19 protein-coding genes are annotated in these 21,236 nt (G+C 57.4%); 10 read left to right on the top strand and 9 right to left on the bottom strand.

Annotation, left to right across the window (positions count from 1 at the left end; genetic code table 11):
• Positions 1 to 46: 46 nt before the first annotated feature.
• The 5 genes from mltB to lipB all read left to right on the top strand — a co-directional run bounded on the left by mltB (position 47) and on the right by lipB (position 4,168).
• Complete coding sequence (mltB, locus tag DT594_RS07940; RefSeq protein WP_149332194.1) at positions 47 to 1,087, top strand: lytic murein transglycosylase B; 1,041 nt, start codon at positions 47 to 49, stop codon at positions 1,085 to 1,087.
• Positions 1,077 to 1,991, top strand: a complete 915-nt coding sequence (locus tag DT594_RS07935; RefSeq protein WP_246164590.1) for a septal ring lytic transglycosylase RlpA family protein — start codon at positions 1,077 to 1,079, stop codon at positions 1,989 to 1,991. The genes mltB and DT594_RS07935 overlap by 11 nt, the downstream gene beginning before the upstream one ends.
• Positions 1,992 to 2,077: 86 nt before the next feature.
• Entirely contained in the window at positions 2,078 to 3,238 is a 1,161-nt protein-coding gene (locus DT594_RS07930) for a D-alanyl-D-alanine carboxypeptidase family protein (RefSeq protein WP_218574506.1), read from the top strand.
• Between the two features lie 16 nt (positions 3,239 to 3,254).
• Positions 3,255 to 3,542, top strand: a complete 288-nt coding sequence (locus DT594_RS07925; protein WP_149332191.1) for a DUF493 family protein — start codon at positions 3,255 to 3,257, stop codon at positions 3,540 to 3,542.
• Positions 3,542 to 4,168 (top strand): lipoyl(octanoyl) transferase LipB, encoded by a 627-nt coding sequence (gene lipB, locus DT594_RS07920; RefSeq protein WP_149332190.1) that lies wholly within the window; start codon positions 3,542 to 3,544, stop codon positions 4,166 to 4,168. Before DT594_RS07925 ends, lipB begins: the two co-directional genes overlap by 1 nt.
• 15 nt (positions 4,169 to 4,183) lie before the next feature.
• On the opposite strand, the gene lipA is transcribed toward lipB, so the two are convergent.
• The gene (lipA, locus tag DT594_RS07915; RefSeq protein WP_149332189.1) at positions 4,184 to 5,233 is read right to left on the bottom strand and encodes a lipoyl synthase; all 1,050 of its coding nucleotides are present in this window, start codon (positions 5,231 to 5,233) and stop codon (positions 4,184 to 4,186) included.
• 193 nt (positions 5,234 to 5,426) lie between these two features.
• A complete protein-coding gene (locus DT594_RS07910; RefSeq protein WP_149332188.1) occupies positions 5,427 to 6,713 on the bottom strand; it encodes a lytic murein transglycosylase in 1,287 nt (428 codons plus the stop codon).
• 443 nt (positions 6,714 to 7,156) lie between these two features.
• Between DT594_RS07910 and DT594_RS07905 the strand changes: the two genes are divergently transcribed.
• From DT594_RS07905 to pmrG, 5 genes are all read left to right on the top strand, one after another.
• Positions 7,157 to 8,371, top strand: coding sequence for a sialidase family protein (locus DT594_RS07905; RefSeq protein ID WP_178091504.1), 1,215 nt, complete (start codon positions 7,157 to 7,159; stop codon positions 8,369 to 8,371).
• Entirely contained in the window at positions 8,368 to 8,967 is a 600-nt protein-coding gene (locus DT594_RS07900; protein ID WP_149332186.1) for a hypothetical protein, read from the top strand. Before DT594_RS07905 ends, DT594_RS07900 begins: the two co-directional genes overlap by 4 nt.
• Before the next feature lie 391 nt (positions 8,968 to 9,358).
• Entirely contained in the window at positions 9,359 to 10,852 is a 1,494-nt protein-coding gene (locus DT594_RS07895) for a SulP family inorganic anion transporter (RefSeq protein WP_425460519.1), read from the top strand.
• Positions 10,853 to 10,890: 38 nt separating this feature from the next.
• Positions 10,891 to 11,730, top strand: coding sequence for a universal stress protein (locus tag DT594_RS07890; RefSeq protein WP_246164611.1), 840 nt, complete (start codon positions 10,891 to 10,893; stop codon positions 11,728 to 11,730).
• 268 nt (positions 11,731 to 11,998) lie between these two features.
• The gene (gene pmrG, locus DT594_RS07885; protein ID WP_149332184.1) at positions 11,999 to 12,541 is read left to right on the top strand and encodes a lipopolysaccharide core heptose(II)-phosphate phosphatase PmrG; all 543 of its coding nucleotides are present in this window, start codon (positions 11,999 to 12,001) and stop codon (positions 12,539 to 12,541) included.
• Positions 12,542 to 12,584: 43 nt separating this feature from the next.
• Here the strand turns inward: pmrG and holA are convergent, their stop codons facing one another.
• The 7 genes from holA to DT594_RS07850 form a co-directional block, all read right to left on the bottom strand.
• On the bottom strand, positions 12,585 to 13,607 hold the full coding sequence (holA, locus tag DT594_RS07880; protein ID WP_149332183.1) for a DNA polymerase III subunit delta: 1,023 nt from the start codon (positions 13,605 to 13,607) through the stop codon (positions 12,585 to 12,587).
• Complete coding sequence (locus DT594_RS07875; RefSeq protein ID WP_178091481.1) at positions 13,604 to 14,161, bottom strand: LPS-assembly lipoprotein LptE; 558 nt, start codon at positions 14,159 to 14,161, stop codon at positions 13,604 to 13,606. Before DT594_RS07875 ends, holA begins: the two co-directional genes overlap by 4 nt.
• A 19-nt stretch (positions 14,162 to 14,180) precedes the next feature.
• Positions 14,181 to 16,787 (bottom strand): leucine--tRNA ligase, encoded by a 2,607-nt coding sequence (gene leuS / locus DT594_RS07870; protein WP_149332181.1) that lies wholly within the window; start codon positions 16,785 to 16,787, stop codon positions 14,181 to 14,183.
• 531 nt (positions 16,788 to 17,318) lie between these two features.
• Positions 17,319 to 18,845 carry an apolipoprotein N-acyltransferase gene (gene lnt / locus DT594_RS07865; RefSeq protein WP_149332642.1) on the bottom strand — a complete coding sequence of 509 codons (1,527 nt, stop codon included), beginning with the start codon at positions 18,843 to 18,845 and terminating at the stop codon, positions 17,319 to 17,321.
• Between the two features lie 19 nt (positions 18,846 to 18,864).
• Positions 18,865 to 19,704: a CorC family transporter gene (locus tag DT594_RS07860; RefSeq protein WP_096348365.1), complete on the bottom strand. Its 840-nt coding sequence runs from the start codon at positions 19,702 to 19,704 to the stop codon at positions 18,865 to 18,867.
• Positions 19,701 to 20,198, bottom strand: a complete 498-nt coding sequence (gene ybeY, locus DT594_RS07855) for an rRNA maturation RNase YbeY (protein ID WP_149332180.1) — start codon at positions 20,196 to 20,198, stop codon at positions 19,701 to 19,703. Before ybeY ends, DT594_RS07860 begins: the two co-directional genes overlap by 4 nt.
• The gene (locus DT594_RS07850; RefSeq protein WP_096348363.1) at positions 20,188 to 21,222 is read right to left on the bottom strand and encodes a PhoH family protein; all 1,035 of its coding nucleotides are present in this window, start codon (positions 21,220 to 21,222) and stop codon (positions 20,188 to 20,190) included. The genes ybeY and DT594_RS07850 overlap by 11 nt, the downstream gene beginning before the upstream one ends.
• Positions 21,223 to 21,236 lie beyond the last annotated feature (14 nt).

Here is a 21,236-nt window from a genome sequence, read left to right as displayed (position 1 = left end):
CAGAATCGCCACAGCCATTACTCAATCGATAAAAACAGGATACATAATGCTGTCTGATTTTTTCTGCCGCGTTAGCCCGGTCGTTTCGCTGGTCGCTTTCATTGGTTTCGCGCCGGTTGTAGCTGCGGCAGATTACACGTTGGAGCATCCTGCGGTGCGTCCGTTTATCGAGGAAATGCAGGCCGAACATGGCTTTTCTCCCGATTACGTAGAAACGCTGCTCGCCGATGCCGAGCGCAAAGAAGCCATTCTCAAGGCGATTTCCACGCCAGCGGAGCGCGTCAGACCCTGGCACGAATACCGCGCGATTTTTATTACCGATCAGCGCATTGAGCGAGGTGTGACTTTCGCCAACACCTATGCCGACGCATTGCAGCGAGCGGAAGAAGAATACGGCGTCGAAGCTGAAGTGATAGTCGCGATTATAGGCGTGGAAACTTTTTACGGCGGCAACAAGGGCAGTCATCGGGTCATAGATGCGTTAACTACCTTGGGCTTCGATTATCCGCCCAGGGCCGATTTCTTCCGTCGCCAGCTCAAGTCGTTTCTGGTACTGACCCGCGAGCAGCAGATGAACCCGCTTGAGCTGACCGGGTCCTACGCCGGCGCCATGGGCTTTCCACAGTTTATTCCGAGCAGCTATCAAGCTTTTGCGGTGGATTTTGATGATGATGGCAAGGTCGATATCTGGAATAATCCGGTGGATGCGATTGGCAGCGTAGCGAACTATTTTCGTGAGCATGGCTGGCAGCATGGGGCCGGCGTGGCGGTGCCCGCCAAGGTTTACGGCAAGAAAGTTGGCCAAGGCCTGACTCTGCAAATGGAGCAAGGTCTCAATGCCCGGATCAAGGTCGGAGAGTTGAAAAAACTCGGCTGGTCTCCACAAAAGGCATTGAGTGACGACGAAGACGTTATGGCATTCGAATTCGATGCTGGCGACAACATGCAATACTGGTTGGGACTGAATAATCTGTACGCCATTACCCGCTACAATCACAGCGTGATGTACGCCATGGTTGTTCATCAGTTGGCTGACCTGATTCATGAGGCTCGGCAAAATGAGAGCAATGAGATTAATGAAAGTTAGGCTGGTTGATGCTGCTCCGCTGCTGTTGGTCCCGGCCCTGGCGCTGCTGGGCGCATGTTCCTCCACTCCGAGCAGTCCTTCCGGTGGCGGGTCGGCAAGGCCTTCGGTAGATGGTGCCCCTAATTATCAGATGGATGTTTCTACCATCCCGGACGCAGTGCCCACACCGCACACGGGCCCTTACAAGGCCTCGCCCTACCGGGTGCTGGGTAAGAGCTATAGCCCGATGCAGGATGGACGAAATTACCGGGAGCAGGGCGAAGCTTCCTGGTACGGAACCAAGTTCCACGGGCAGGCTACGGCCAATGGCGAAGAATACGATCTGTATGGTATGACCGCTGCACACAAGACCTTGCCCTTGCCAACCTATGTGCAGGTGACCAATCTGGAAAACCAGCGCAAGGTGATAGTGCGAGTCAATGATCGGGGGCCGTTCTATTCCACCCGCATTATCGATTTGTCCTACGCGGCGGCAAAAAAACTAGGCTATGCCGAACGTGGGGTAGCACGGGTGCTGGTAGAGGGTATCGATCCCGTGGCCTGGCAGCAGAAGAACGACCCGAGCTACCTGGTCAGCGCACGGTCTCGCTCGGAGGCGCCGAGTGTCGTAGTCTCGACGCCGCCCGCTAAGGTGGCTCCGGCTTTGACCACAGGGACGACTGACAGGGGCGAGTATTACCTGCAGGTCGGCGCATTCGCGAGTGATCTGGCCGCGCAACAACTACGTCAGAGGCTGCTGTCGACGCTTGATGCAGGGGTAACCGTTACTCCCGTCCAGCACAGTAGCGGCACCCTGCATCGGGTCCGGGTTGGGCCGGTGGTCAGTGAAGATGAAGCAAGACGCCTTATTGAACAATTACGACTGGCCAATGTGGCAGATGCCACCTTGGTTCGCAGCAACTGAATACTCAACCAACCTTCATATTGTCTACAGTGAGTCACATGTTTAAAAAATTAATGCTCAATCTGGTGGTGTCTGGATCAGTCGTCATGGCTGCGGTAGCACACGCACAGACCCCGACGCCAACCCCCACGCCAACTCCGACGCCTACTGTGCCGGCCTCAGCACCTATCGTGCCGAGCGCACCGCAATTGGCAGCGTCCAGTTACATTCTGCTGGACGCCAATAGCGGTGAAGTGCTGATGGAACACAACGCCGATGAGGCACTGCCACCAGCCAGCTTGACCAAGATGATGACCAGCTACATTGCCAGTCTGGAAATCCTCCGTGGTCAGATCAAGGAAGAGGATCTGGTACTGGTCAGCGAAAAAGCCTGGCGCAAAGGCGGCTCGAAAATGTTTATCGAAGTCGGCAATCAGGTGAAGGTAATAGACCTGTTGCGCGGCATCATTATTCAGTCAGGTAACGATGCCAGTATTGCCATGGCCGAGCACATCGCCGGTAGCGAAGAAGCCTTTGCCGATCTGATGAATAGTCACGCGCAGCGGCTGGGCATGACTACAACTCATTTCGAAAACTCTACAGGCTGGCCCGCCGAAGGCCACCTGTCCAGCGCACGGGATATGGCCACCATGGCCAAAGCGATCATTCGTGACGATCCGGTGCACTACAAGATCTACAAGGAAAAAGAGTTTTTCTGGAACGGCATTCGTCAGCCCAACCGCAATCTGATGCTCTGGCGTGACAGCACCGTGGACGGTCTCAAGACCGGTCACACCGAAGAGGCCGGCTATTGCCTGGTGTCCTCCGCGGAACGTGACGGCATGCGATTGATTGCGGTGGTGATGGGTACTGACAGCGAGCAGGCGCGCGCTGCGGAAACACAGAAAATGTTGACCTGGGGTTTCCGTTTCTTTGAAACCAAATCCTTCTACGAGCCGGGTCAGGTACTGTCCACCGAGAAAGTCTGGGCAGGTGTCGATGATCAGGTGCAACTGGGTCTGGCAGACGGTTTGACATTAACCCTACCCAAAGGGCAGGTAGAAAAGCTGGTCGCCGGTATTACCGTCAATTCGCCGATCAAAGCACCTATTGTCGCTGGCGATGTGTTGGGTGAGGTGGAAGTCAAACTGGGTGATGAGGTCATGCACACTGCGCCGCTGGTGGCATTGGCCGGGGTTGAGGAAGCGGGTATCTTCGGACGCCTGTGGGACAGCATTCGCCTGTTTTTTTACGGTCTTTTCAACTGATAACTGAGGCAGCCGTATGAGTGACTTGCCAATCGATCGGCCTGCCGATGCGCCGCGCATCGAATTTCCCTGTCTGTATCCGATGAAGGTGATCGGTGAGGCGGGGGAGGGCTTTGCTGACATGGTGGTGCGTATCGCCGAACGGCATTCGCCGGGTTCCGACACCCGGGTGGTTGAAGTGCTCGACAGCAAAAACGGGCGTTTTCTCTCGGTCCGCTTGCAGATCACCGCCACCGGACCGGATCAGCTTCAGGCTTTGCATGCGGACCTTAAGGCGACCGGCAAGGTGCACATGGTCCTGTGATGCTACCGCCACTGGTAGTGCGCAAGTTGGGGCAGGTAGATTACCTGCCCACGCTGGAGGCCATGCGTAAGCTGACCGCTGAGCGGGATGCCAGCAGTGCAGACGAGATCTGGCTACTGCAGCATCCTCCGGTGTTTACCCAGGGTCAGGCGGGTAAAGCTGAGCATGTGCTGGCCGCGGGCGATATTCCAATTGTTCAGGCCGAGCGCGGTGGGCAGGTGACCTATCATGGTCCTGGCCAGCTTGTAGCTTATCTGATGCTGGATATACGCCGGCTGAACATAGGCGTACGGGATCTGGTCAGTGCAATGGAGCGCGCTTTGGTGAGCGTGCTGGCTGAGTATGAAGTTGCCGCCGCGCCGCGTCCTGACGCCCCCGGCGTTTACGTCGGCGCGGCCAAGATTGCCTCTCTGGGTCTGCGGATTCGCCGGGGCTGTTCCTTTCACGGTTTAGCGTTGAATGTCGACATGGACATGCAACCGTTCCAGCGTATCAACCCCTGTGGGTACGCCGGGCTGCAAATGACCCAGCTGCGCGAGCATGTCACGGCCGATGTGTCTATAGCAGAGGTAGAGGCGCGGCTGGAAATCGCCTTGCGTCAAGCGCTGGGCTATCCCGGCGCCTGATAACAATAAGCTGTTTCAGCTGACCGAGCGGGTGGGGATCAGGTTCTCATTCGGTAGATGGCCTGGCACAGCCGCTGGCGCGGCTAACCCGAGGTTGTTCTTCTCGAAAACCCGATCAGCCCGGTAGCTGGAACGCACCAGCGGCCCGGAAGGAACCTCCATAAAACCTTTGGCCAGGCCTATGTCGCGGTAACGATTAAACTCGTCAGGCGTCACCCAACGCTTCACGGTCAGGTGGTTTTTGGTTGGCTGCAGGTATTGTCCCAGGGTCACAATGTCGACGCCGATGGCTCGCAGGTCATCAAAGGTTTGAAGAATCTCTTCATCGGTTTCACCCAGACCCAGCATCAAACTGGTTTTGGTGATGACGTCCGGGCGGTGTTGCTTGGCATGTGCCAGCACTTTGAGGGTTTTTTCGTAACCCGCGCGTGGATCGCGCACTTCGTGCGTCAGGCGTCGCACCGTTTCGACATTCTGCGCAAACACCTCAAGACCGGAATCCACTACCTGCTCGATGGATGAATGCACACCGTCGAAATCGGGGGTCAAAGCTTCAACCACTACGGCGGGTGTACGATTTTTGATCGCGCGAACGGAGGCGGCATAGTGTGCAGCACCACCATCGGGCAGATCGTCACGGTCAACCGAGGTGAGAACGATATAGCGCAAGCCCATCAATTCGACCGATTTGGCAGTGTTTTCTGGCTCGTCTTTGTCCAGCCAGCCATGCGGATTGCCAGTGTCCACCGCGCAGAAGCGACAGGCGCGGGTGCAAACCGAACCCATCAGCATGATCGTAGCGGTGCCATTAGCCCAGCATTCGCCCATATTCGGGCAGTGGGATTCCTGGCAAACGGTGCTCAGGTTATGTGACGCAACGTTCTTTTTCACCGCCTCGAAGCGTTCGCCGCTGGGGACGCGCGCGCGCAACCATTTTGGTTTGGGTTCGAAGGTAACGGGTTCTACGTTAGCGCGTCTTTTCTGACCATCCTTGATCGCTGCAATGCCTTGCGCATTGCGAAATTTTTCCCCGCTGGCAACCGGTTTCAAGGGCTGGTCACTCATCTAAGTCTGTGCTCCTGTGAACGTCCGAGCTGGATGCCTGGCAAGCAGGGCGGCTCGAGTGGTCACCAGTTTACCATAGACGAATGAAAAGGAACCCGCGCCGGTCCGGCCCTGGTTGCAGCTAGAGTTTACCCGGCAAGCTATCGGCAGAAGGCTGGCGGGTCTCCCCCATCGCGGGTACTGATCTGGCCAATCACTCAGCCCATTGGCGCAGGGCGTTGAGTAATTCATGGTCCGGGTAGCCATCCGCTGGAGTTCCCAGGCTTAGCTGTAGCCGGCGAATGGCTTTGCGCGTGTTAGCGCCGATAATGCCATCGATACCGCCAGGCTCGAACCCGCCGGCCTCCAGGCGCTCCTGCAGCTCCAGACGTTCGCTGCGGGACAGCGGCTTATCGCCCGTAGGCCAACTGGCACTGATCTGACCGCCGCCGTGCAAGCGCTGCGACATCAAGCCAATGGCCAGTGCGTAGCTGGTGGAGTTGTTGTAGCGCAAGATGCTGCGGAAATTATCCATGACAATAAAGGCTGGACCACGGTGGCCGGCGGGTAACAGCAATGAGCCGGTCTGTTCTGGATGCTCGAGGTTCAATGCGGTGCCGCGGGTCGTAGTGATGCCCAGACTGTTCCACTCGCTAATGGGTTTGCGGATAGACATATCAGCCAAGGCATAGTCGAAGCCGTCCGGCAGCTGGACTTCCATCCCCCACAGCTGGCCGGTCTGCCAGTTGGATGCCTTGAGATAATTCGCCGCTGAGGCCAGGGCATCAGCTGAAGAGTGCCAGATGTCGCGTTTGCCGTTGCCGTCAAAATCCACGGCGTGGACATTGTAGGTGGTGGGAATGAACTGCGTTTGCCCCATCGCCCCGGCCCAGGAACCGAGCATATCGTCGGGGGTGATGTCGCCGCGTTGCAAAATTTCCAACGCAGCCAAGAGCTGTTCATGGGCGAAGTCGGGTCGACGCCCCTCATGGGCCAGCGTCGCCAGCGCCCGGATGACCAGATTATTGCCCATATTGGCGCCAAAATTACTTTCCAGGCCCCAGATGGACACAAGGATATTTCGGTCGACGCCATAACGCTGCTCGATGGCGGCAAGCATTTGCGCATGTTCTTCAAGTAATCGGCGGCCACTGGACAGTCGGGTGGAAGACATCGCGCCTTCAAGGTATTCCCATACTGGCCGGGTAAACTCTGGCTGGCTGCGATCGGCACGTAATATCGCCGGGTCCGGCGTTATGCCGGAGAAGGCTTGATCGAATAGCTGTGGCTCAATGCCGGCAGCCAAGGCCTCTTCGCGGAACTGATCGCGCCATTGCTGGAAGGTCATGTCCTCGCGCTGGTCGCTCAAGGGTGCGGCAATAGCCGTGTCGGCGTGGGCCCTGATTGGCGTATCGGCACAGGCGGCCAGCAGTAACATGGCCACGCCTGCGGTAGTCAGGTAACGGTGGGGTGAACCCTGGCGCAACAGCTTGATTAACATTGATCGCTTCCAACTGGTAAAAGTCGCCCCAACTCTAGCATGCCAACTCTGTTGCAGGTGACTGAGCGGTGACATTCAGCGCATGGATGTAATAGAGGCTGGGTGGTATTATCCGAGCGCGCGGCGCGCCGGACTGTTATTTGAGTGCCGGCGCGAAGCATAGTTCACGCTCTGCCAGTGCCCATGCCGAGTTTTTCCAAGCGCGCTGGCGTTGGCTGAATGACCATTAGGCGAGAGCCATTTACTGGATGACATTGACGGCGGCTTAGCTGTTGGGTGAATTGCGCCCAGGCTATGAGGCCAGGCAGGCGGCCGTTGCTGATAGATCGACTAATAATGTTAAGCTAGATACGAGGATTCAGATGTTTTCGCGGTCATGGTTGTTGCGTGTCAGGTGGTGGGCTGCAGCGTTGGTTATCGGCGTTCACGGCTTGGCATGGTGGATGTATCCGGCCTATGAGATGTCTGGGTTTGCGACTGAAACAGCCTGGGATGACAGTGCCGAGATCAGCGCCGAGCCGGAAATGTCGCGGCGCTTTGTGTCCAGCGACCTGGACGACTTCGTACACTCTTCATCGATCACCGCGCTGCCTGGCGGCAACCTGATGAGCGTCTGGTTTGCCGGCTCACGTGAGGGCGCGGGTGATGTGCAGATCCGTGGCGCGCGTTTTGACGCGGCTACAGGTGAGTGGGGCGACGAGGTAGTGCTGGCGACGCGCGACATGACGCGTCAGGCGGTGGGCAAGCCGATTCGCAAATTAGGCAATCCGGTTGTCGCTTTGGCACCGGACGACAGGCTATGGATGTTCTACGTTTCCGTATCGCTGGGTGGCTGGGCCGGCAGTGCCATCAACGTTATGGTCTCCGAAGATCTGGGCACCACCTGGTCTGCGCCGCGGCAATTGATCACTTCACCCTTTATCAACATCAGCACACTGGTGCGCACTGCGCCGGTGTTTCATCAGGACGGCTCCATAGGCCTGCCGGTTTATCACGAGTTTCTTGGCAAGTTTCCCGAATACCTCTATCTGGACGCGAACGCCCGCGTGGTAGACAAATTCCGTATTGCGGACGGCGACAACTCGCTGCAGCCCACCGTAGTGCCATTGGACGATCGGCGAGCGATTGCGCTTCTGCGGTATGCCGGGGACGAAGGGCACGTGCTGGCCACGGTCACGGCCGATGCTGGGCAAACCTGGAGTGAGGAACGGGCGATTGAGCCGTGGAACCCGAATTCCTCGTTGGCAGCGGTTCGCTCGCATAGAGATACCTTGCTGGTAGCTCAGAACAATCTGGCAGACGGGCGCTTCAAGTTGACGCTGGATGAATCGAATCTCAGCCTCAGTGATTGGTCGTTGATCCAGACCCTGGACGAGTCCAGTGATGCCGAAGGCGACTCGATTCCCATAGACAAGTACGTACCGCAACTTCGGGAAAAGTTTATCGAGGCCAGCGGACCCAAGCGTCAGGTGCTTCTCGACGAGTATGTCCAGATGCTGGAAGGCCGGGTCTGCAAAAGAGGATTGTGCGATTTTGAGTACGAATATCCCTATATGGTGCGTTCCGATGACGGACGTTTTCACATTGTTTATTCGTGGAACAACAGCTTTATCAAACATGTCACCTTCAATCGCGCCTGGGTGGAGGAGCAGAAATGATTATTGCTAGCTGGCAGGCCGTGCTGACCTTTGCGTTGGTTGTATTTCTGCTGTTGCCTCTTGGCCGTTTGTCGGTGGGCTACCGGCTGGCGACGCTGCTGGCCTTGTTGCTGATCGCGCTTATCCCGCTTTCAACCGGGCTGACTTTAGCCGGCCTGCTGCGCGGCCTGACCGACGACCTGGCTTTGACCTCATTGGTGTGGATGACCAGCGCGGCCATCGTCAAGCTGGGTTATATGCCACCGTTGAGCGTCGCGCAAAAATGGCCGCTGTGGCTCTGTTTCGGCGTGCTGGGGCTGGTGTTGTACCCTGCTGCGTTGGGCATAGGCATGATCGACACCTATCGCTGGGGTTACAACCCACGGTATCTGATCATCTTTATCGGGCTGCTGACGCTGCTGCTGGTCTGGTTACGTAGCAGCCTTGGTCTGGCGATGTTTCTGCTGGCGACAATCGGTTTTCTGCTGGGCTTGAAAGTCTCCGATAATTACTGGGATTATCTGCTGGATCCGTTCATTGTGTTGTATTCGCTGGCAGCGATCATCATGGCAATGGCGTCCGCAGCAAGCCGTAAGCTCAGGAGTTCCAAGGCCTGATTGAACAGTCAGGCCTTGTCCAGGGCTCATATCCAGGCCCCATATCCAGACCCATATAAGAAAAATTTTTTGCCATAGCTAACGATGCCAATTGACCAGTACTTTAATAGTCCAGCCCTGACGGGCTGTGCTAGAGTACTGCTTCTTGAACTTCCTTTCGGACTACCGATGACCTGCTTTCCCGGCGCTACGCCACCTTAGGTTTCACTGACCCTCTCTGCTAAAGCAGCCCGTCTGCTGTGCGCGCTTGTTGATCGTGCGCGCCCGCTTTATCACTAACCTGCAAGCGAATAACGACATCCGGAATCTGCATCCCGGGCGGGTAGAGTCTTGTTTATTGCGTTTGGATTCTGCCCTTGCTTGCACTTCACTCGAACTGGATGGACTTCGCATGACCCTGACGCAATCAATACACCAGCAATGGTTTTCCAATATCCGCGGCGACATGCTCGCAGGGCTCGTTGTAGCACTGGCGTTGGTGCCAGAAGCAATCGCATTTTCAATTATTGCTGGTGTTGACCCCAAAGTCGGCCTTTATGCTTCCTTCTGTATAGCGGTGGTGATTGCTTTCACTGGCGGTCGCCCCGGCATGATCTCAGCCGCCACCGGTGCCATGGCACTGCTGATGGTGACCCTGGTGCGTGAGCATGGTCTGGAGTATCTGCTGGCAGCTACTATTCTCTGCGGCTTTCTGCAGATAGGTGCCGGTTATTTGAAGCTGGGCTTGCTGATGCGCTTCGTGTCTCGCTCGGTAGTAACCGGCTTCGTCAATGCGCTAGCCATTCTGATTTTCATGGCGCAGTTGCCAGAGCTGACCAATGTCACCTGGCATGTCTATGCGATGACCGCAGGGGGGCTGGCGATCATCTACCTGTTCCCTTACCTGCCCAGGATTGGCAAGCTGATTCCCTCACCACTGGTGTGCATCGTGGTCTTGACGGTGATTGCAGTCTATATGGGTCTGGATATTCGCAACGTCGGGGACATGGGTGAATTGCCGGATACCCTGCCGATCTTTCTCTGGCCCCAGGTGCCGTTGAATCTGGACACGCTGATGATCATCCTGCCTTACTCCGCAGCTCTGGCCATTGTCGGTCTGCTGGAATCCATGATGACAGCCACTATTGTCGACGACCTTACCGACACGCCCAGCGATAAAAACCGTGAGTGCAAGGGTCAGGGTATTGCCAATATCGGAGCTGGTCTGATCGGTGGAATGGCTGGTTGTGCCATGATTGGCCAGTCGATTATCAACGTCAAATCCGGCGGGCGTACGCGGCTGTCGTGTTTCTGTGCAGGCGTGTTTCTGTTGATCATGGTGGTGTTTCTGGGCGATTACCTGTCACTGATACCCATGGCAGCATTGGTCGCGGTCATGATCATGGTATCCATAGGCACTTTCAGCTGGGACTCGCTGCGCAACCTCAGGCAGCATCCCTTGTCGACCAACATCGTCATGGTCGCTACGGTGGCTGTCGTCGTAGCCACGCATAACCTGGCCTACGGTGTATTTGTCGGTGTATTGCTCGCTGCGATGTTCTTTGCCAACAAGATGGGTCACTACATGCACGTCGGCAGTGATCTGGATAGCTCGGGTAATCAGCGTACTTATCAGGTTGTCGGGCAGGTGTTCTTCAGTTCCTCGGACAAGTTTGTCAGCGCCTTTGACTTCAAAGAGGCGCTGGATAAGGTAGTAATCGATCTTTACCGTGCGCATTTCTGGGATATTACCGCGGTAGCAGCGCTGGACAAGGTAGTGATCAAGTTCCGCCGCGAAGGGACAGAAGTGGAGATCATCGGCATGAACGAGGCTAGCGCGACCATTGTTGATCGGTTTGGCGTGCACGATAAGCCCGATTCCGTTGACAAGCTGATGGGCCACTGAGAATGGACAAGGAGAAGAACGTGACCACCAATACAGTAATGGCGTGTGTCGATGGCTCCCAGTCATCCCCCGCGGTTTGTGATTATGCCGCCTGGGCCAGTTTGCGTCTGAATGCGTCTTTGACTTTTCTGCATGTGCTGGACCATTCCCGCTATCCGGTCGAAAGCAATTTGTCAGGCAATATCGGCCTGGGCAGTCGCGAACATTTACTCGCCGAACTGGCAGAGCTGGACGAAAAACGCGGCAAGCTGATGCGCGAGCAAGGTCGGCATATGCTCGAAGCAGCGGTAGAGCGCGCCAGGACTGCAGGCGTCGCCGCGGCCACGGGCCGGCAACGCCACGGCGACCTGGTCGAAACGCTGGCAGAGCTGCAGGGCGAGATTCGCCTTTTGGTCATTGGCAGAGAGGGCGAGGAGGGTGATTCAGTCGGTGGCCATGTAGGCAGCCATCTGGAGAGCGTTGTCCGTACGCTGCATAAACCGACGCTGGTAACGGCGGGCGTCTTTCGCCAGCCACGCAGTGTCATGTTGGCGTTCGATAATGGTCCGAGCACTCGCAAGGGGATCGATATGATGGCGGCGAGCCCTCTGTTCCAAGGGCTGCCGATTCATTTGCTCATGGTCGGCGCAGATACCCAGGAGGCGTCGGAATCGGTCAATGCGGCCAAGCAGATGCTGGAAAACTCCGGCCACCAGGTGCAGGCATGTATTCGGACGGGGAACGTCGAGAAGGTGCTGCTGGGTTATCAGGAAGAGCATGACATCGACATGATTGTGATGGGCGCTTACGGCCACTCGCGTGTCCGTCAGTTCTTTGTGGGCAGCACCACCACCAAGATCCTCACTCAGAGCAGGCGCCCGTTACTGCTGTTACGCTGATTTGATCTGTTTGGTTGGATTGAAATACCTCTGTCATAACGACCTGTTAGACTCGGACGCTTTCTCGCTGCGCCAGCTTGCCAGCCTGAAGCGCAATCATCCGCCACAGACAGCTAATAATGAGGCCGTATAGATGAAGCCTGATCAACCTGCAGGTCAGAAACGACCCAACGCAGCGCCTTGGAAGAAATACCGACGAGCTGCAGCGTTGCTACTCGCTGTTGCTGCCCCAGCAGCATTTGCAGCATTGATGTGGATGCCGCCCTCAATGCCCGACCTGTCCGAAAGCGACATCAGTGAGCGGCAATACCTCTATGACAGCTGGTCCAACGGCGATTCGATCGTGGTCGTCAGACATCTGGAGCGTTGTGATCGTGCAGACGTGCCTTGCCTGGTCGACAAGGACGGCCTGACAGCGCGCTCCGTTCTGGTAGCCGCGGATCTGTCGGATGATTTTTTTCGCTTGGGGTTAGAACAGGCGGATATCTATAACAGCCCACTGGCGCGCACGGATCAGACCGCCGACCTGCTATTCAGCAGTCGCAGCACTGACCAGGGCTGGCTATACAATTGCCGCAAGGAAGATACATTTCTGCGTGATGCGTTGAGCAACAAGAAGCCGGGGAGAAATCTGGTGTTGGTCACTCATAGCAGCTGCATCGCACGTTTCGAAGATGACCTGGGCTTTTCCAGCAATACGCCTGAATACGGCACTGCCATCTTCCTCGCTGCAGACGGGCGATCAAAAGATATACGTCTTTTAGGTTTTGTCGAGACAGATGATTGGGATGAAGTTATTCATTCCAGGTAAAGTATTGAAAGGCCGTATTGCAGTTGTAGAGATACTGGCTGAGTTAGAATTGCAGACCTGCGACACGGGCGACCATCGCTCTTAGCCCATCCCAGGCAGAGCCAGGGTGCTGGCCTTTGATCTGCTCATCAACGATCTGCGCCTCGCGCAGCCACTGCTCCCAGGCAGCGACTGGATGGCGCTGCAAGGCCTGGGTCAGGACCGGTTTGCGCTTGTCCCATACCGGCGGGCGTTGGCTTGCGAACACCCGGTCCAAGGGAATGTTGCGGCGGATATCTTGAGCCATATTGGCCAGCGCGCGGATCTCCCGGGCCAGAGCCCAGAGCACTACGGGCGCTTCCACACCTTCGCCTTTGAGCCCGTCGAGCATGCGTAGGGCTTGTTCCGGCTGGCCCTTGAGCATGGCGTCGACCAGGTTGAAAACATCAAAGCGGGCGCTGTCAGCGACCACCTGTTGGACTGTCTGCAGATCCAGCTGACCGTTACGGCAATACAGTTTGAGCTTTTCGATTTCCTGCGCAGCGGCCAGCAGGTTGCCTTCTACCCGAGTGCTTAACAGTTCCAGCGCATCCGGGCTGGCATGCAGGCCGGCACTCGCCAGGCGATCACGCATCCAGCCAGGCAATTGCTGAGCGTCGATTGGCCAGATCTGAATGAAGCGGCTTTGCGCGTGGTCGGTCAGCGCCTTGGCCCATTTGCTGCGTTGGGCGCTGGCGTCCAGTTTGGGCAGGCTGATCAGTAGCGTAGTGTCTTCCGGCGGTGCGTCCAGCCAGACCATCAAGGCCTTGCCACCCTCGTCTCCGGGTTTGCCACCGGGGATGCGCAATTCAATCAAACGCTTCTGAGCAAATAAAGACAGGCTATGGCTGGCCTCGTATACCTGGCTCCAGTCAAAGCTGCGCTCGACGTGATACACCTGGCGTTCCTCACTGCCGGCCTGGCGGCAGGCAGCGCGTATCTGATCAGCTACTTCACCAGTGAGCAGAGGATCGTCTCCGCTCACCACATATACCGGCGCCAGGCCGTCCTGCAGTTGGCGCGACAGCTGGGCGGTATTCAGCTTCATGGTGTGGCTGGGGTGGCCTGCTGTTCGAGCGCCTGCGCACGGGCAGACAGTTCCGATTCACTCAGGCTCGACAAGCGGAACAGCATCTGCCTGATCAGGTCCTGACGGAGCTCCTGGCGCAGCAACTCTTCCTCCTGATTGCTGCCGGTAATGTTATCCCTGTCGGTAACAAAAACTCGCCGCGCAGTGAGCGTTTCAGGGCCGACCAGGGGGCGACCCTGGCTGTCACTGACCTGGAACAACAAACGATTGGTCAGCTCGTATTCGGCCGGTGCCGAACGGCTGGTATAGCTCACGGCAACGCGGTCTCTTTCTTCCGCCAACAATTGCAGCCGGAAAGGCGCGCTGGTGGTAATGCTCACGCCGTTGTCTTCCAGCGCCTGTTTGACGCCCTGATGCAGCTCACTGTACTGGTCGCGGGACTCGATCCGCAGTTCCTGCAAGTTGACCATATCGGTACCCAGGCCGCGCAGTTGGAAGCCGCAGCCGCTCAGTAACAGGCTTAGCCCGAGTACAGCGCAGCCCAGTAGCTGATGAGGACGAATTAGATGCATCTTGGCTCTCCATTGCATATCAGTTGGCAACAATATTGACCAGCTTACCGGGGACCACGATCACCTTGCGGATGCTCAGGCCTTCGGTAAAGCGTATTACGTTTTCGTTTTCGCGTGCGGCAGCTTCAACATCTTCACGGCTGGCGTCGGCGGCAACCTCGATCTGCCCGCGCAATTTGCCATTGACCTGAATAACCAGCTGCAGGGTGTCTTGCACCAGCGCCGAATCATCCAGCACCGGCCAGGGCGCATCGATCGCCAGTGTGCTGTGACCGAGTGCCTGCCACAGTGCGTGACTGATGTGCGGGGTAATCGGCGCCAGAAGCAGGCAGACGGTTTCCAGTCCTTCCTGCAGCAGGGCGCGATCCTGGTTACTTGCTTGCGGCGCCTTCTCCAGCACATTCATCAAGGTCATCACCGCGGCAATGGCAGTGTTGAATTTGTGATGCTGGCCAATATCCTGGCTGGCCTGGCGGATCGCCAGATGGATCGAGCGGCGCACGGCTTTCTGTTCATCGCTGAGTGCACTGATGTCCAAAGTAGCGGTAGCGCCGCCGGTGCTGTGCTGGTGTGCCAGGCGCCATACCCGGCGCAGGAAGCGGTGTGCGCCTTCCACACCGGTGTCGGACCATTCCAGGCTCATATCCGGTGGTGAAGCAAACATCATGAACAGGCGGCAGGTGTCGGCACCGTACTGATCGATCATCGACTGCGGATCAACCCCGTTGTTCTTCGACTTGGACATCTTCTCGATGCCGCCGATTTCTACCGGCTGACCATCACTGACCAGGTGTGCAGCGATGATCTTGCCCTTGCCGTCGCGCTTGACTTCGACATCGGCTGGGTTGAACCAGGTCTTGCTGCCATTCGCTCCCAGCCGGAAATAGGTCTCGGCGATAACCATGCCCTGGGTCAGGAGATTTTTGAACGGCTCGTTCGAATCCACCAGACCCTGATCACGCATCAGCTTGTGGAAAAAACGCGCGTAGAGCAGGTGCAAAATCGCGTGCTCGATACCGCCGATATATTGATCCACCGGCAGCCAATGATTGGCCGCTTTCGGATCAACCATCCCCTGCTCGTAGTGCGGGGAGGCGTAGCGGGCGAAATACCAGGAGCTTTCAACGAAGGTATCCATGGTATCGGTTTCACGCTTGGCCTGGCCGCCACAGGTGGGGCAAGTGCACTGGTAAAACTCGGGCATCCTGGCCAGCGGGCTGCCGGCACCATCGGGTACCACGTCTTCTGGCAGCACTACAGGCAACTGATCTTCCGGCACCGGCACATCGCCGCAGGTGTCGCAGTGAATAATCGGAATCGGGCAGCCCCAGTAACGCTGGCGGCTGATGCCCCAATCGCGCAGGCGGAACTGTGTGCGCGGGGCGCCGAGGTCTTTCTGCTGCAATATCTCGGCAATGGCTTTTAGCGCACTGGCGTAATCCAGGCCGTTCAGCTCTTGCGAGTTGATCAGCGTGCCCTTTTCACCGTAGGCATCCTGCCAGGGGACTGGGGTTTCATCGCCTGCGGAGGTGCGTACCACCGGCTTGATCGGCAGGTCATACTGAGTGGCGAAATGAAAGTCACGCTCGTCATGGGCAGGAACGGCCATGACTGCACCCTCGCCATAGGTCATCAATACGTAGTTGGCGACCCACACCGGGAGCTTTTCACCGGTTAGCGGATGAGTCACGAACAGTCGCGTAGGGCGGCCTTTCTTTTCCTGGGTGGCAATATCGGCTTCGGCGACGCCGCCGCGTTTACATTCGTCAATAAACGCTTGTAGCTGCGGGTCATCCTGCGCGGCGATGGTGGCCAGCCGGTGTTCGGCGGCCACGGCCATATAGGTGACGCCCATCAGGGTATCGGGCCGGGTTGTGAACACCTTCAGTTTGCCGTCTTCGCCGATACTTGCATGGTCGTATGGGAAGTGCACTTCCATGCCGACGGATTTGCCGATCCAGTTGCGCTGCATGGTCTTGACCTGTTCCGGCCAGCCGGTCAGCTCGTCCAGCGAGCTCAGCAGCTCTTCTGCGTAATCGGTAATGCGGAAATAGTACATGGGGATTTCGCGCTTCTCGATCAGCGCGCCAGAGCGCCAGCCCTTGCCGTCGATAACCTGTTCGTTGGCCAGCACCGTCTGGTCGACCGGGTCCCAGTTGACCGTACCGTTCTTCCGGTAGATCACGCCCTGTTCGAACAGCTTGGTAAACAGCCACTGCTCCCAGCGGTAATACTCGGGCGTACAGGTCGCGAACTCACGCGACCAATCCATCGCCAGGCCCAGGCTTTTCAGCTGGGTGCGCATGTAATCGATATTGTCGTAGGTCCACTTGGCTGGCGCGACCTTGTTCTGCATCGCGGCATTTTCTGCCGGCATGCCAAAGGCATCCCAACCCATAGGCTGCAACACGTTCTTGCCCTGCATGCGCTGATAGCGGGAAATCACGTCGCCGATGGTGTAGTTGCGCACGTGACCCATATGCAGCTTGCCGCTGGGGTAGGGGAACATGGACAGACAGTAGAACGTCTCGCGATCAGGGGTTTCGGTCACCTTGAAGGCGTCGCTGTTATCCCATTCGGTCTGGGCGCTGCTTTCGATATCGCGGGGGGAATACTGTTCTTGCATAGTCGGGGCTGTCTGAGCTCGTTTGGCTGGGAGTAATTGCGCCAACATCGGATCTCGGAGCACGTGCGGCTGGGCTGTCAGCATGCTCATTGCTGCCGCAGGTGACGGCAGGATGTCTTTGCAAATCAATGCAGCAGGATACACCACCGGGCAGATTGCAGGTAGCCCAAGCACAACGCAGTTACCGCTATCACCATTCGTCGCCGGGTCTCTGCGCTCTTGGCATGGGCAGCTATGCTCTGGATAACGGCTACGGAGTGTTCGACTGTCGCCGGAGGCTCAAAATGACATGTTGGAAAGGAGGTTGGCTAGATGAAAGGCAGCGCGCCCGCACTACTCAGCGACTTGCCTCGTGACTCTTCGTATGGGCGACTTCTGCGTCGACTCGATCAGGCCATGGACATGGCCCGCACTCGCGAATGGATGGCCGGGCGGACGCCCACGGTAACTGAGTTAGAGCTCAGCGGGCTGAGCGCAGAGGATCAAGAGCTGCTGTGGCGCATTATCGAGGAGTTACAGGTATCTGCAAACTCAGTGCTCATCCCGGCGCCGCCAGCGCCCCAGCGCACACGCCAGTAGTATCACCAGCACCCCAATCTTCAGTGGCCAGCTACGCCAGCGCAAATACGGGCTGAGCCCTTCGCGCGGTTGCACCCAACCACTCAGCGCCACCTGCTGGAACTGGGGAATTCGGGCAGTGATGTCGCCGCGATGATCGATCAACGCAGTAACGCCATTGTTGGTACCGCGAATCATCCAGCGGCCGCTTTCGATTGCACGCATACGGGCCATCTGCAAATGCTGCAGCGGGCCAATCGATTCGCCAAACCAGCTGTCGTTACTGATGGTGATCAGCAGCTCGCTCTGGGCCGCCAGCCTGGCAGCAAAGTCCGGATAAACCGCTTCATAGCAGATAAAAGGTGCTAACCGGTAACCGGCTGCTTGCAAGGGTGGCTGCACTGCTGGGCCACGCGAGAAGCTCGACATGGGCAGGTCGAAGAAGGCGATCAGACCGCGCAGGAATTGTTCCATGGGCACATATTCGCCGAAGGGTACGAGCTTGTTCTTGAGGTACTGATTTTCCTCAGTGCCCGCCACCATGATGCCGTTGAAGATGCGTAGCTCACCGGTGTCGTAATTATCCACGGGTATGCCGGTAATCAGTGTGGTGCCTTGCTCGGCCAGATTGGCGGCCATGGCGTCGGCAAAGCCTTGTGCCTGGGTCTTGAGCACCGGTATCGCGGTTTCCGGCCAGAGGATCAGATCCACCGGGCCCTGGGCGTAGCTCAAGTCGCGGTACAGGCTAAGCGTCTGTTGAATATGGTCAGGATCCCACTTGCGCGATTGGGGGATGTCAGCCTGTATCAAGGCGACGGACAGCGGCTCGCCGGTGGGCTTTGTCCATTCAATAGCGCCCAGTCCCTTGCCGCCCAGCCAGATGGCCAGTTGCAGCGCCACCGCTGCAGCGGCATGGGGCAGACGTTTCCACAGGCGTAATTCTGAAAGCAGGCAGGCGCTGAGGATGGTCAGGAACGTCAGCAGCCAGACGCCGCCGATCGGAGCGAAGCCGGACAGCCATGTATCGGTATGAATATAGCCTTGGTACAGCCAGGGAAAGCCGGTGAGGAACCAGCCGCGGAAAATCTCCTGCGCCACCCAGAGTGCGGCAAAGCCGAAGCAGGCCAGCCAGCCTGGCTGCGCAGGGCGTAACCAGCGCGCCCATAGCCAGGCGGCAAGGGCGATCACCAATGCCAGGCCGCCAACAAACAGTCCGGTGAGTAAGCCCGCCAACGCCGGCGAGGCGTAGCCGTGCACGTGGATACTGATATAAACCCAGGACACGCCACTGGCAAACAACCCCAGGCCCCAGCACCAGCCGCGCAGTGCCGCCTGGCACGGGGCCAATTGCTGCAGTCCCTGGTAGAGCAGGGCGATGGACAGCAGACCCAATGGCCACCAGTCGAAAGGTGCAAAGGCCAGGGTCGTCAGCGCCCCGGCGATGATGGCCAGCAGGTTACCCAGCCAGCCCGGACCGCGCAGTCGGTCAATCCATTGCATCAGCACGTGTCGCTATTCCTCAGGATTTTTCCAGGGTAACCCTGAGCAAGTGCACACGACGGCTGTCAGCATTCAGAACGCGAACGCGGAAACCTTCCAGTTCGGCCACTTCATTGCGTTTGGGCAGATGGCCAAAGGCATTCATTACCAGGCCGCCAACGGTGTCAAACTCTTCGTCGGAGAACTCGGTGTCGAAATGCTCGTTGAAATCTTCGATGGGTGTCAGTCCCTTGACCAGAAAATCACCGCTGGGCAGCGGTTTGATGTGACTGTCTTCGTCAACATCATGCTCGTCCTCGATGTCGCCGACGATCTGCTCAAGCACGTCCTCGATAGTCACCAGACCGGAGACGCCGCCGTACTCGTCAATCACAATGGCCATGTGATTGCGTGTGGCGCGAAATTCCTTGAGCAGCACGTTGAGGCGCTTGGACTCGGGCACGCAAGTGGCCGGCCGGAGAATTTCCTTGATGTTGAAGCGTTCGGTATCGTCCTGCAACAGCAGGGGCAGAAGATCCTTGGCCAGCAGGATGCCCAGCACATCGTCAACGCCATCGCCGATGACCGGAAAGCGCGAATGCGCTGCCTCGATCACGTCCGGCAGAAATTCCCGGGGCGTCTGGCTAGACTTGATGGTAATCATTTGCGAGCGCGGAATCATGATATCCCGTACCTGCATGTCGGAAACCTGCAGGGCGCCTTCAATAATCGACAAGGCTTCGATATCCAGGACTTCGTTGGCATGCGCTTCGCGCAGCAGCTCCAACAATTCCTGGCGGTTCTTGGGTTCGTGGACAAAAGCCTGGGTCAGTTTGTCCAGCCAGGTCTTGTGTCCGCTGGTCGATCGATCTTCGCTCATGATTCCTTTTTCTCGTCGCTGGTTGAAATGAAGTCGGCAGCATATGGGTCGGCAATGCCCAGTTGCGCCAGTAGCTGGCGCTCCAGAGATTCCATCTGCTCGGCTTCGGTATCTTCGATATGGTCGTAGCCTATCAGGTGCAGACAGCCATGCATGACCATATGCGCCCAATGGGCCTGAAGGGGTTTTTGCTGTTCCTGGGCTTCGCGCGCGACCACCTGGGCACAAATCACCAGATCGCCGAGCAGTGGAATGTTCAGCTCGGGCGGTAAGTCGGCGGGGAAGGACAACACGTTGGTCGGGTAATCCTTGCCGCGATATTGCAGGTTAAGGCTCTGGCTTTCGGTCTCGTCCACCAGACGGATGGTCAGTTCATGGCCGGGTTTGCTCTGTAGAGCCAACCCGGCCCAACGCCTGAAGCTATCTTCGTCAGGCACATCCGGGGCGCTGGTGGCGTTCTGCAAATCCAGCTCAATTGAGGCTTCAAGACTCATTGCTGCGTTCCCGGCGCTGAGCTTCTTTTTCCTGACGCTCGCCTTCCTGGCGCAACTCGAACATATCGTACGCCTCGACAATGCGTTGCACTAACGGGTGACGTACTACGTCCTTGGATTTGAAATGGGTAAAGCCTATGCCCTTCACGTCTTTCAGTACCTCGACCACATGAGCGAGGCCGGACTTGGTTCCGCGGGGCAGATCCACTTGAGTCACGTCACCGGTAATCACCGCTGTAGAACCAAAGCCAATCCGGGTGAGGAACATTTTCATCTGTTCCAGGGTGGTGTTCTGGCTTTCATCAAGAATGATAAAGCTGTTGTTCAAGGTGCGACCGCGCATATAGGCCAGCGGCGCGACTTCGATAACTTGGCGCTCAATCAGTTTGGCGACGTTTTCGAAGCCGAGCATTTCATAGAGTGCGTCGTACAGCGGCCGCAGGTAGGGATCGATCTTCTGCGACAGGTCGCCAGGCAGAAAACCGAGTTTCTCGCCTGCTTCAACCGCCGGGCGTACCAGCAGGATGCGGCGAATCTGCTCGCGTTCCAGCGCATCTACCGCGCAGGCGACGGCCAGGTAAGTCTTGCCAGTACCGGCAGGCCCAATTCCGAAATTGATGTCATGTTCCTGAATGGAGCGTACATAACTCTGTTGGTTCGGCCCACGCGGTTGTATGGTCATGCGCCGGGTGCGCAGTATCACCGGCTTGCCGCCGTCGCTCTGCTGCAGCGCTTCGCTGAGGTTTTCCAGTCCGGATTCTTGCAGAAACAGATGAACGGTATCGGGGGTCAACTCGCCATTGTCGCGGGTTTCGCGGTACAGCTGGCGAAGCACTGCTTCAGCTGAGCGGGTCAGTTCAGCCTCGCCAATCAGTTCGAACTGGTTGCCCCGGTTGCGCACTTCAATGCCCAGCCGCTGTTCGATCAGTAGCAAGTGTTCGTCAAATTGGCCGCACAGGCTAGCAAAGCGGCGGGAATCAACGGGTTCGATAGTAAAACGATGTATGTGCAGGGGAGCGTTCAAAGTGATCTGTTAGT

This window comes from Halopseudomonas laoshanensis (assembly GCF_008365385.1).
Lineage (GTDB): Bacteria > Pseudomonadota > Gammaproteobacteria > Pseudomonadales > Pseudomonadaceae > Halopseudomonas > Halopseudomonas laoshanensis.
Note: the sequence above shows the minus strand (reverse complement) of the source record. Positions and strands in the feature narration are given on the sequence as shown.

Excerpts from the sequence above, each read along its gene's own strand:
- mltB (WP_149332194.1), top strand. The coding sequence starts at position 47 with ATGCTGTCTGATTTTTTCTGCCGCGTTAGCCCGGTCGTTTCGCTGGTC.
- DT594_RS07935 (WP_246164590.1), top strand. The coding sequence starts at position 1,077 with ATGAAAGTTAGGCTGGTTGATGCTGCTCCGCTGCTGTTGGTCCCGGCC.
- DT594_RS07930 (WP_218574506.1), top strand. The coding sequence starts at position 2,078 with ATGGCTGCGGTAGCACACGCACAGACCCCGACGCCAACCCCCACGCCA.
- DT594_RS07925 (WP_149332191.1), top strand. The coding sequence starts at position 3,255 with ATGAGTGACTTGCCAATCGATCGGCCTGCCGATGCGCCGCGCATCGAA.
- lipB (WP_149332190.1), top strand. The coding sequence starts at position 3,542 with ATGCTACCGCCACTGGTAGTGCGCAAGTTGGGGCAGGTAGATTACCTG.
- lipA (WP_149332189.1), bottom strand. The coding sequence starts at position 5,233 with ATGAGTGACCAGCCCTTGAAACCGGTTGCCAGCGGGGAAAAATTTCGC.
- DT594_RS07910 (WP_149332188.1), bottom strand. The coding sequence starts at position 6,713 with ATGTTAATCAAGCTGTTGCGCCAGGGTTCACCCCACCGTTACCTGACT.
- DT594_RS07905 (WP_178091504.1), top strand. The coding sequence starts at position 7,157 with ATGTATCCGGCCTATGAGATGTCTGGGTTTGCGACTGAAACAGCCTGG.
- DT594_RS07900 (WP_149332186.1), top strand. The coding sequence starts at position 8,368 with ATGATTATTGCTAGCTGGCAGGCCGTGCTGACCTTTGCGTTGGTTGTA.
- DT594_RS07895 (WP_425460519.1), top strand. The coding sequence starts at position 9,359 with ATGACCCTGACGCAATCAATACACCAGCAATGGTTTTCCAATATCCGC.
- DT594_RS07890 (WP_246164611.1), top strand. The coding sequence starts at position 10,891 with ATGGCGTGTGTCGATGGCTCCCAGTCATCCCCCGCGGTTTGTGATTAT.
- pmrG (WP_149332184.1), top strand. The coding sequence starts at position 11,999 with ATGCCCGACCTGTCCGAAAGCGACATCAGTGAGCGGCAATACCTCTAT.
- holA (WP_149332183.1), bottom strand. The coding sequence starts at position 13,607 with ATGAAGCTGAATACCGCCCAGCTGTCGCGCCAACTGCAGGACGGCCTG.
- DT594_RS07875 (WP_178091481.1), bottom strand. The coding sequence starts at position 14,161 with ATGCATCTAATTCGTCCTCATCAGCTACTGGGCTGCGCTGTACTCGGG.
- leuS (WP_149332181.1), bottom strand. The coding sequence starts at position 16,787 with ATGCAAGAACAGTATTCCCCCCGCGATATCGAAAGCAGCGCCCAGACC.
- lnt (WP_149332642.1), bottom strand. The coding sequence starts at position 18,845 with ATGCAATGGATTGACCGACTGCGCGGTCCGGGCTGGCTGGGTAACCTG.
- DT594_RS07860 (WP_096348365.1), bottom strand. The coding sequence starts at position 19,704 with ATGAGCGAAGATCGATCGACCAGCGGACACAAGACCTGGCTGGACAAA.
- ybeY (WP_149332180.1), bottom strand. The coding sequence starts at position 20,198 with ATGAGTCTTGAAGCCTCAATTGAGCTGGATTTGCAGAACGCCACCAGC.